Here is an 8526-nt window from a genome sequence, read left to right on the forward strand (position 1 = left end):
CCACAATTGGAAATAGTGCGTTTTCTTTAAACAACCTCACCAGCGTAACCATCCCAAATTCGGTGACCACAATTGGAGAGTATGCGTTTGGAGAGAATCAGCTCACCAGAGTGACAATCCCTGACTCGGTGACCTCCCTTGGTGACAGTGTGTTCGCTGATAATATGCTCACCAGCGTAATTCTCCCTGATACATTGACCTCGATAGGGAAGCGGGCGTTTGCTAATAACAGGCTCACTGATGTGGTTATACCAGATTCGGTGACCACCATTGAAACTAGGGCGTTTAAAGGCAATCAGCTCACCAGTGTGGTTATACCAGATTTGGTGACCACCATTGGAAATGATGCGTTTAAAGGCAATCAGCTCACCAGTGTGGTTATACCAGACTCTGTGACCACCATTGGAAATGGGGCGTTTATGAACAACCAGCTCGCCAGAGTGGTTATACCAGATTCGGTGACCACCATTCAAAATACTGCGTTTATGAACAACAAGCTCACCAGTGTGGTTATACCAGACTCTGTGACCACCATTGGAAGTCGTGCGTTTTATAACAACCAGCTCACCAGCGTGACTCTCCCAGCTACGGTGTCTTCTCATTGGGCAGCGCCGTTTGATATTGGTGTAAAAATTAATGGAAATTAACAGTTTAAATTTTAACATAAGGCAGTACCCAACGTTTCTGGATATTAGGTGTTTTCATCAGATGTATGGGTATTTAACGCAATGGTGTTTAACAATCTGTACCTAAACATAACCTTCGAACTAGTGCGATTTAACTAATCGTCAAGTACTTGCAAACTCACTTTGCCATACCTTAATTTATTCATGTTTTGCTAATGTTCGATTGTAAGAAGCGACGACTGCTTGTGCTTTGGGGTGCTAAAAGTTATCCGTAAAATGCTAAATTAGTAAAATCACTGACTCAGAATTGTCCAATTTCTTCTATCTAAAGTACTGCTGTAAGGGGAGCCTGATTGCGTTTTGCAATACTAAGAGTTATCCGAAAGCGAAAGCGCTACTGAAGCCCTAAATTAATTTATGTCCAGAAGGAGCCTGAGTCGATCACGACAAACTTTTTATTAGCAAATCTTTTGGCTCCGAGTTTCATCTTCTGTTCGCACTGCGAGCAGTTTTCTCTGGTTGCAGTTTGTTGACAAGAACAATTAAAGCAATCGGCCTCCTAAAACCGTTCCCTCCTTTTTTTTCCAAGATACTAACTCCTGTCATTTGATGAGATAAGGAGAAAGTTGATGACACATAACCGAATCATGTCCTTGAAAGAGGTCTCTGAAGCCTTAGGACGAACTCCCAAAACTATTTGGCGATGGTGGGCAAAAGAGAAAACATTTCCGAAACCCATTCTGATTAATGGACGCTGCCTTGGGTGGCGAGAGTCTGAGCTAGATAACTGGATGGAGAATCAAGGGGGGAAAAGTGACAGCAGCAAGTGATAAAAGTCAGCCGAGCGAGCATCAACTCGATTTTCCAGACAAGAAAAAAGAAGGGCTTAAGAAGCTTATTCTGAATACAGATGACAACCTAAGGGTACTGTTAGAGCACAAAGGGTATATCCCTTACTTAAATGCGATGAACACTGAGATAGAAGTGATCCATAACGGTAAGGTTATGGAATATGAGGTGTTAATGAGTAAGCTGATAAGCGAATGTGCAAGATTCGATGTACCAAAAGCAGCAATTGGTGATCATCTACATGTTTTGGCAAAAGAGCGTTCATATCACCCTATTGTTTTGTATCTGGCTGACTCTAAATGGGATGGCGTCGAACGAGTGAAAAAAGTTATTGGGTGCATCCGTTCTAAGAGACCTGAAGTTACGGAGCTAATTATGCGGAGGTGGCTTGTTGGTTGTATTGCGGCGTTGTACGAGCCTCGGTTTAGCAGTAAGTTAGTGCCAGTGCTTCAGAGTAAGCAGTCTTTTAGAAAAACTGCTTTCTTATCAAGAATAGGTGACATCGTACAAGGGGCATTTCTTGTAGGTCGGGCTTTAGATCCTCGTTGTAAAGATAGCGTGTTACCTATTATTAAGTCATGGATTGTTGAACTCGGTGAACTGGAGTCTTCAACAAAGCACAGTCAAGGTCAGCTGAAAGCATTTATATCCCAAGAGGCAGACACGATCAGGTTGCCCTATGCGCGTACCGACCTCAAAAAACCGAGGCAAACGCTTTTGATAGCGACGGTAAACGGCCAAGATTTCTTGAAGGACAGAACGGGTAATACTCGGTTTGGTGTGATTGAACTAAATGAACCTATTGATATGACTACTGTGAATCGGATTCTCGGGTGGCAATACAACGGAACTGGCAGCCTTCGCCAAGAAGAGCCCGAGTCATTGCGGCAGTTTTGGTTGGAGGTCAAGCACATGTATGAAGCTGGTGAGCCTTGGGTACTGTCAATGGACGAGCAGGCTCTGGTTGATACGGTATCAGATAAATATTTGGATAAAGGGCGTTGGTATAAAATGCTTCAGGAGCGAATATCAATGGAGGCTGATGATAATCGAAGCCAGACTGAATGGCTTGCACCTGGCCAAATTAGCCAGATCTTAGGCATACCATGTAACTATGTTGCTCATGTCGGCAGAGCTCTACAGCGATTAGCTGATGAGGGGAAAATTGAAACTCGTTACAAAGATGGCTACAGGCTGTATTTGTTTCCAAGCATCTATCGTCCACATTTCTGAGATTGTATGTTCATAACTTTACTTCACTCACTTAAAGTGGAGTAAGTGAAGTAAATTGAGAAAAACCAAGTTTATGTCGTTCGCACTGCGAACATCTGATCAATTCAATCAATCGACCTCTTAAAACCGTTACGCCTCTTTTTATCAAAGATACTGGTTCAGTCATCAAATGAGAAAAGGAGGACGCTCATGGCAAGAGAGCGAATTATGTCCCTTAAAGAAGTTTCAGATTCACTAGGTCGGAGTCCGAGGACGATCTGGCGTTGGTGGGCCAAAGACAAATGTTTTCCCAAACCAATTCAAATCAACGGACGTTGTTTGGGATGGCGTGAGCGAGACTTTGTTGATTGGTTAGTAGAGCAAGAACAGACTTTTAAAGATTAAATTTATGTACGCGAGGCTATAGGCCTCGCTTTTTTTCTCACTGCGAACGTGAATTCCACTTGTTGGGATAGGCAGTTTGGTTCTGCATCAGTTAAATATTGGACCAATGTATAGGGGTACTATTTACGAGGAACCTTAATCAAGAGCGACGAGAGATACGCTTGAAGAGTTTGCCAAACTTAGATGGTGGTAACGTCAGAGTTGTTAAGAATAAGAAAAGCATAGCGACAAATCTGTAGGTATCAGTGTAGTAGCTATTGTTTGTTTCAATGAAAAACAGCCAGTTATCAATAAATTCTTTATTAAACAATACATTATAATGCTGCCCACCAAAGTTGCCTAAAATAAATAAGTATCCCAAGAAGGCAATAATATGATTTTTTTTAGAATAGAAACCTGAAAAATAATGGCAAATCAATACCCCGAGAACACTCAGTAAAATATATTCCAATAAAGGCATTATTCCTTTTCCTTAAAGTACGGCTCTATCCATTGTTTTAGTGCAGTAGGGCCAGAGCGCTCACCTTGGTTTATGAGCCAACCTACAAATGAAGGCTCTTACTACGTTTGCAGATTTAATGGGAAAGTTGAGCTTGTTGACCTTAAACTGGTTCATAGTGTAGATGGAAGAAGCGGTAAATTGATGATCTTTGGCTTAAACCAAGAGCCAGTGCCTTTAGATGAAGCGGGAGCTGGCGATTGGTTATGGTCTTTCTCTTATCACCAAACAAATACACTTGACTGAAGCATATAATTAGAATGAAGTGACTTAATGTACAGTAAATGTTGAGTCACTTTTCCCCAGCTACCAATCTGAATTATCTCTATGGCGTTTTCTGTAACCCTATTCCTCAACTTACCCTCTAAATCCCGCTCGAACTCACATCCGATAACATCAAAGTAGATGTTGTCTGATAGCCCATCGTCAAAGCTTATATGCTCACTATCTTCACTATCTCTTGAGGCGTCTAGAATTAAAATGATGCTTTCGATTATTGAAATACAAGTCATGCTGAGTATTGATAGTGGGCTGAGGGCTTTTTTATCTTCCATGTTCCGTCCTCACATTGCCTTTCAAATTATAGATAAGGCTTCCGAACTTTGTGAAGCGCTTTAATCAATAACGACGAGAGAAGTGATTAAAGAGCTTGCTAAACTTAGATGGTGGTAATGTAGCAGTAGTGGACACTAGGAAAACAAAACTCATAAACCTCAGAGAGCCTGATACAGTTTCGGAGTTAGAATTAATGAAGAATAACCAATTGTCGACAATGGTTTTTTCAAACAAAATGCTGTAGTGCTGATGGCCAAATGCACATGCCGCAGCAACATATAAAATAAATCTTATATTAGTATTTTTTTTTCTGTAACGCTCTGACAAAAAGTGACTTGTTCCTAGTCCAATTAGACTAATGAATGCGTATTGCACTACTGACATTATTGGCCCTCTTCAAGGTAGGGGGAGATCGCACCTTCCACAGTATTATAATTACCAAACGTTTCGTTGAGTAATGCACCACTAGACATTGTTCTCCACCCTTTCGAAAAATCTTTAGATGAGTAGTAAAAAAGTTTAAATTGGCGAGCATTCGGCACGTTCGCATGTGGGACGGCCTTTAAAGTGCTTTTTAATCCATATAAGCTTGTTGCGATATCTACGGCAGCGTATGCGGCATCACCATCTCTCGGTGCCATTCCCATCTGTTCTGCTGCTAAGTGATACCCTTTTCGTATAAAGCTATTATTGTCACCATAATCACCGGTATATCGCCCTTTCCAGTTCTGAACGATATTACCAGTTATATTGTATGAGTTTTCATAAATGTTGTTTCCCCCGTGAGTAATCATTGGAGTACCAACGCCACTGCACCAAGATGCGCCAGCTATAGAAAAAACAGAGCTTGTAACACAGATACCATATCCAGCAGATAATTGTCCTACTCCAGCTATAAGACCAATACCATATTTGCCCAGTTCAAGAGCTTGATCAATCAAGCTTTGTCGTTCTTGCTTTACCAGACGAACAATTTTGCTTCCTACTAGAATCCCATCTCTGTAATCATTCAATAGGCATTGACCAAGAAAACGATATTCTTCCCGAAATTGATGTTGGACGGCTGGGTCTTGCAAGTGACTCATGCTGTACATGTTAGCTTGACGAAGCAAGCCTCTAACTGCAACTCTTACTTCGTCTTCTTCTATGTGCGTAGGAATATTGCTCATTGGGTTACTTTTTCCTTAAGTTCGGAAAGTGGCTGTATCCAAGATGCAAAAGCAGCAGTGTTTGCTCCAACATGACGCCAGTTAATATCCCTGTATGAAATAGCGATAGTTTCTGTCATCTCGCTTTCGTTGAAGTCGACGACATGTGGCATATGAGATGAAACTGACCTAATTAGGGCACCACTCAACGTTATCTCATAAAAAAGCTCATCCCCACCTTTATGATTTGGCCTATAAAAAGTCAGGCGGCATTTTAACTCTTCCCCATCGGAGCACGCTTGAGCCAATACTGGTGAAGATTTATCAATTTTCTTAACAATTTGAATTGGAGCATGGATCGAGCGGCTGTCGTGTGCAATCGAATGAGAGAAAGATAGGACGGTAATCTCATCCTCATGACCTAGCTGATAGCTGTTTCCCATAGAATAGAAAGTATTGCAGCCTGTTGATAGACAACCACTCATGATGCTCTCTATAGATAGGTAAGCTTTTGTACTCATTGGTTTTTCCTGAATATTAAACGTGCAAAAAATGTTAGCAAACTAAACTAAGTGGGTCACCTTGCATATCGATGTTCTTATTAGTTGAAATGTCCGTGAAGACGATCTAAAAGCAGGTATTATCAAATTCGTGAAGGTCAGCCGCATTCTTTAGTTAGGCTCTATAGAAGGCCTTAGTATTAATCTAATTACTGCTTAGAAGAGCATCTCATTACTTTTTATTCATTGCTCTTGGCTTTGTTCACATTAAGATTTTCTGATTCGCTTATAGTGATACTGTAAGTGAATGTTCGCAGTGCGAACAAAACAACGTAAAGGGGGATGCATGGTGCAGATGGACGAATTTATTTGGAAGCGCTACATGGAAGACATAGAAGGTATGTTTAGAGATGCTGTCACGAGTTTGGACTTGCAGCATCGCGCCGTCATGGCTAAAGCAATTACGGCCATGTTAATTCAAGAGCCACCATTTAAGCTTACAGATGAAAACATAATCAATTACTTGAAATCTCCTGATGACATCAAACGTCAGATATTCGTTCAGTATGGTTACTTTGATCCACGCCTCGAATCGTCTTTGCAAGAAGCTGTTCTATGTATCGATAATATCAAAGAACCACTGCTCAACAGCATAAAGAACGCACGTTAAAGCCCTCCTGTCACTAGCTGTGAAATAGGTAGTGACAGGAGGTATACTACGAGCGCATCACCTTATTTTTTCTATATTCTCGTTATTTCTTTTAAGCGGGGTCACTTGGTGACAGCCAAGTGACAGATTGGTAGTCTCATCACGTAAATAAAAAAGTAGCTGTCGCTATAAAGACTCTTCATAAATCATAAATGTTCAACAGGAGAAAGAAACGTAACCAGCATTGTGATGTCACAATGCTCTTCTCGTAGATGCTCACGCTTCTTCAAGTAGATCATGTACGACATTCGTAACTATCGATACACAAACCATCACTCTTGCCCTAATCGTCTCTGAGGCATTCATCTTACTAACCATAAGTTTGAATTGGGCTTATCACTAACCATCAGGTTCACGTGGTTTGATTACGTTTTCTCCATCATTTTTTCAAGTAGATAGAGCCATATGAGCTATATGGCTCTTATTTGTTTAGGAGTAAGAGTCATGAGCAAACCAAATTTACGACACGGCCTAGTTTTGTTAATGAAGCGCAACATTGATGGGAGTTATGCCTCTCAAGCTGCACGTAAAAACATCCTCATCCAAATCGAAAAACAATTAAAGAGAGGAGGGTACAGGCACTTAACTCCACATACACTTAAGTTAAAGCACGTAAAATTTTTGGTTGAGCATTGGCAAAGTCAACGATTAAGCATTGGAACTATAAAAAACTGAATGGCACATATTCGTTGGGTATTCGAAAAGACTGGACGTGAGCATTTGTTACCCAAGTCCAATGAAGAGTTGGGGATAGGAAAGAGAGTTTTCAGTGACAATAGTACCAACAAGGCGAAAGAGCTTGATGAAGTAAAGTTTAACGCAATCTCAGACCCATATATAAAAATAGCGTTAGAGCTACAATCTGCATTCGGTCTGAGGCGGGAAGAAGCTTTGAAGTTTAACCCCAGTATAGCTATTAAAGTAGATAGAATTCATTTAATGGGTTCTTGGACTAAAGGTGGCAAGGCGCGAGAGGTACCAATCAGAAACGAATATCAAAAGCAGGTATTAGAACGAGCTATAGCTATTGCCCCAAGAGGCTCTCTGACTCCCGCAGGCAAAAAGTACATTCAACAGCTAAAGCACTACGAAAATACTTGTAGGAAGGTTGGGTTATGCAAGAACCATGGTCTACGCCATCAATATGCTCAACAGCGATACATAGAACTGACAGGAATGAATGCACCTAAAGCGGGTGGTTTAACTAGCAGAGAACTGAGTAGAGAGCAAAAAAGTGCAGATAAAGAAGCTCGCCTTATTATTAGTAGAGAGTTAGGGCATGAGCGAGAAGAGATTACAGTTATCTATCTTGGCCGGTAAGCACATTATCAAGTTTTGTATTTTTAGGTTAAAATATAACCACAAGAACACTAGGGCGGGTTTCAATATGTTAGTACAACTTTTGGATGTAACGGGTATGACTTTAGCTCAACTTTTATTTTTAGCTCTAGTTACCGTTGGTACAATCGGTTTGCCTTTGTTAGCTATTTGGTATGATCGCAAACACGGAATTGAGTAAAATAGGCAGATAATAAAAAGCGCCCCCTTTCATATAAGGGGGCGCTTTTTATTATCTTATCGAATTTTCTGTTCTGCTCGTGATGGAAAAATGTTGGCAAGCTCAGCAAAGCGTCCAAAATTGTGAGCTAAGCAACTTCCTAACTACACCCACAACTACACCCAAAATCACTAGGTACAAAAAAAGCGTAGCAGGTACTAACCTGCTACGCCTTCTAGAATATGGTGGCCCCTCGCAGACTTGAACTGCGGACCAATCGATTATGAGTCGACTGCTCTAACCACTGAGCTAAGGGGCCTTAATAGGACAACGATTATAGGGGAAGCGTTGCAAGGTGTCTAGATACCAACTAGGGCAATTGCGCTTAGTTTTTATCCACTTAGAACAGTAGATAATAAAAAAGGTGACCTAAAGTCACCTTTTTTGATTTTCAGCCCTAAACCACCTACTTCAGTAGGTGGTTATCATCCGTTTCGGCTTTGCCTGTAAAACTACTCATGCTAA

Annotated in this window: 12 protein-coding genes and 1 tRNA gene; 8 read left to right on the forward strand and 5 right to left on the reverse strand. The window is 41.0% G+C overall.

Annotated features, from left to right (window positions below):
- The 4 genes from R7M92_RS24360 to R7M92_RS24375 form a co-directional block, all read left to right on the forward strand.
- On the forward strand, nucleotides 1–647 hold a 647-nt coding region (locus tag R7M92_RS24360), incomplete at its 5' end, for a leucine-rich repeat domain-containing protein (RefSeq protein ID WP_318134511.1).
- Between the two features lie 608 nt (nucleotides 648–1255).
- Nucleotides 1256–1456: a helix-turn-helix transcriptional regulator gene (locus tag R7M92_RS24365; RefSeq protein WP_017634407.1), complete on the forward strand. Its 201-nt coding sequence runs from the start codon at nucleotides 1256–1258 to the stop codon at nucleotides 1454–1456.
- Nucleotides 1440–2708: a VapE domain-containing protein gene (locus tag R7M92_RS24370; protein ID WP_318134512.1), complete on the forward strand. Its 1269-nt coding sequence runs from the start codon at nucleotides 1440–1442 to the stop codon at nucleotides 2706–2708. Before R7M92_RS24365 ends, R7M92_RS24370 begins: the two co-directional genes overlap by 17 nt.
- A gap of 189 nt (nucleotides 2709–2897) precedes the next feature.
- Nucleotides 2898–3092, forward strand: a complete 195-nt coding sequence (locus R7M92_RS24375) for a helix-turn-helix transcriptional regulator (protein ID WP_134990532.1) — start codon at nucleotides 2898–2900, stop codon at nucleotides 3090–3092.
- A gap of 139 nt (nucleotides 3093–3231) precedes the next feature.
- Here the strand turns inward: R7M92_RS24375 and R7M92_RS24380 are convergent, their stop codons facing one another.
- The 4 genes from R7M92_RS24380 to R7M92_RS24395 all read right to left on the reverse strand — a co-directional run bounded on the left by R7M92_RS24380 (nucleotide 3232) and on the right by R7M92_RS24395 (nucleotide 5815).
- Complete coding sequence (locus R7M92_RS24380) at nucleotides 3232–3552, reverse strand: hypothetical protein (protein ID WP_206225466.1); 321 nt, start codon at nucleotides 3550–3552, stop codon at nucleotides 3232–3234.
- 260 nt (nucleotides 3553–3812) lie between these two features.
- On the reverse strand, nucleotides 3813–4145 hold the full coding sequence (locus R7M92_RS24385; RefSeq protein ID WP_318134518.1) for a hypothetical protein: 333 nt from the start codon (nucleotides 4143–4145) through the stop codon (nucleotides 3813–3815).
- A 384-nt stretch (nucleotides 4146–4529) separates the two neighbouring features.
- Nucleotides 4530–5315: a DUF4225 domain-containing protein gene (locus R7M92_RS24390; protein WP_318134519.1), complete on the reverse strand. Its 786-nt coding sequence runs from the start codon at nucleotides 5313–5315 to the stop codon at nucleotides 4530–4532.
- Complete coding sequence (locus R7M92_RS24395) at nucleotides 5312–5815, reverse strand: Hcp family type VI secretion system effector (protein WP_206225470.1); 504 nt, start codon at nucleotides 5813–5815, stop codon at nucleotides 5312–5314. Before R7M92_RS24395 ends, R7M92_RS24390 begins: the two co-directional genes overlap by 4 nt.
- Before the next feature lie 325 nt (nucleotides 5816–6140).
- Here R7M92_RS24395 and R7M92_RS24400 point away from each other — a divergent pair, with 325 nt between their 5' ends.
- From R7M92_RS24400 to R7M92_RS24415, 4 genes are all read left to right on the forward strand, one after another.
- A complete protein-coding gene (locus R7M92_RS24400) occupies nucleotides 6141–6464 on the forward strand; it encodes a hypothetical protein (RefSeq protein ID WP_017634402.1) in 324 nt (107 codons plus the stop codon).
- A gap of 483 nt (nucleotides 6465–6947) precedes the next feature.
- On the forward strand, nucleotides 6948–7178 hold the full coding sequence (locus R7M92_RS24405) for a phage integrase N-terminal domain-containing protein (RefSeq protein ID WP_318134520.1): 231 nt from the start codon (nucleotides 6948–6950) through the stop codon (nucleotides 7176–7178).
- The gene (locus R7M92_RS24410) at nucleotides 7179–7823 is read left to right on the forward strand and encodes an integrase domain-containing protein (RefSeq protein WP_318134521.1); all 645 of its coding nucleotides are present in this window, start codon (nucleotides 7179–7181) and stop codon (nucleotides 7821–7823) included. It abuts the gene before it with no gap.
- Nucleotides 7824–7890: 67 nt separating this feature from the next.
- Nucleotides 7891–8022, forward strand: a complete 132-nt coding sequence (locus tag R7M92_RS24415) for a hypothetical protein (protein WP_017634400.1) — start codon at nucleotides 7891–7893, stop codon at nucleotides 8020–8022.
- A gap of 222 nt (nucleotides 8023–8244) precedes the next feature.
- On the opposite strand, the gene R7M92_RS24420 is transcribed toward R7M92_RS24415, so the two are convergent.
- A tRNA-Ile gene (locus tag R7M92_RS24420) sits at nucleotides 8245–8320 on the reverse strand.
- Between the last annotated feature and the right edge of the window lie 206 nt (nucleotides 8321–8526).

Origin of the sequence: Vibrio sp. Vb2880, assembly GCF_033337975.1 — a bacterium.
Lineage (GTDB): Bacteria > Pseudomonadota > Gammaproteobacteria > Enterobacterales > Vibrionaceae > Vibrio > Vibrio alginolyticus.

What these genes read in the sequence shown, in the direction of transcription:
- R7M92_RS24365 (WP_017634407.1), top strand. Translation starts at nt 1,256, where the DNA reads ATGACACATAACCGAATCATGTCCTTGAAAGAGGTCTCTGAAGCCTTA.
- R7M92_RS24375 (WP_134990532.1), top strand. Translation starts at nt 2,898, where the DNA reads ATGGCAAGAGAGCGAATTATGTCCCTTAAAGAAGTTTCAGATTCACTA.
- R7M92_RS24380 (WP_206225466.1), bottom strand. Translation starts at nt 3,552, where the DNA reads ATGCCTTTATTGGAATATATTTTACTGAGTGTTCTCGGGGTATTGATT.
- R7M92_RS24385 (WP_318134518.1), bottom strand. Translation starts at nt 4,145, where the DNA reads ATGGAAGATAAAAAAGCCCTCAGCCCACTATCAATACTCAGCATGACT.
- R7M92_RS24390 (WP_318134519.1), bottom strand. Translation starts at nt 5,315, where the DNA reads ATGAGCAATATTCCTACGCACATAGAAGAAGACGAAGTAAGAGTTGCA.
- R7M92_RS24395 (WP_206225470.1), bottom strand. Translation starts at nt 5,815, where the DNA reads ATGAGTACAAAAGCTTACCTATCTATAGAGAGCATCATGAGTGGTTGT.
- R7M92_RS24400 (WP_017634402.1), top strand. Translation starts at nt 6,141, where the DNA reads ATGGTGCAGATGGACGAATTTATTTGGAAGCGCTACATGGAAGACATA.
- R7M92_RS24405 (WP_318134520.1), top strand. Translation starts at nt 6,948, where the DNA reads ATGAGCAAACCAAATTTACGACACGGCCTAGTTTTGTTAATGAAGCGC.
- R7M92_RS24410 (WP_318134521.1), top strand. Translation starts at nt 7,179, where the DNA reads ATGGCACATATTCGTTGGGTATTCGAAAAGACTGGACGTGAGCATTTG.
- R7M92_RS24415 (WP_017634400.1), top strand. Translation starts at nt 7,891, where the DNA reads ATGTTAGTACAACTTTTGGATGTAACGGGTATGACTTTAGCTCAACTT.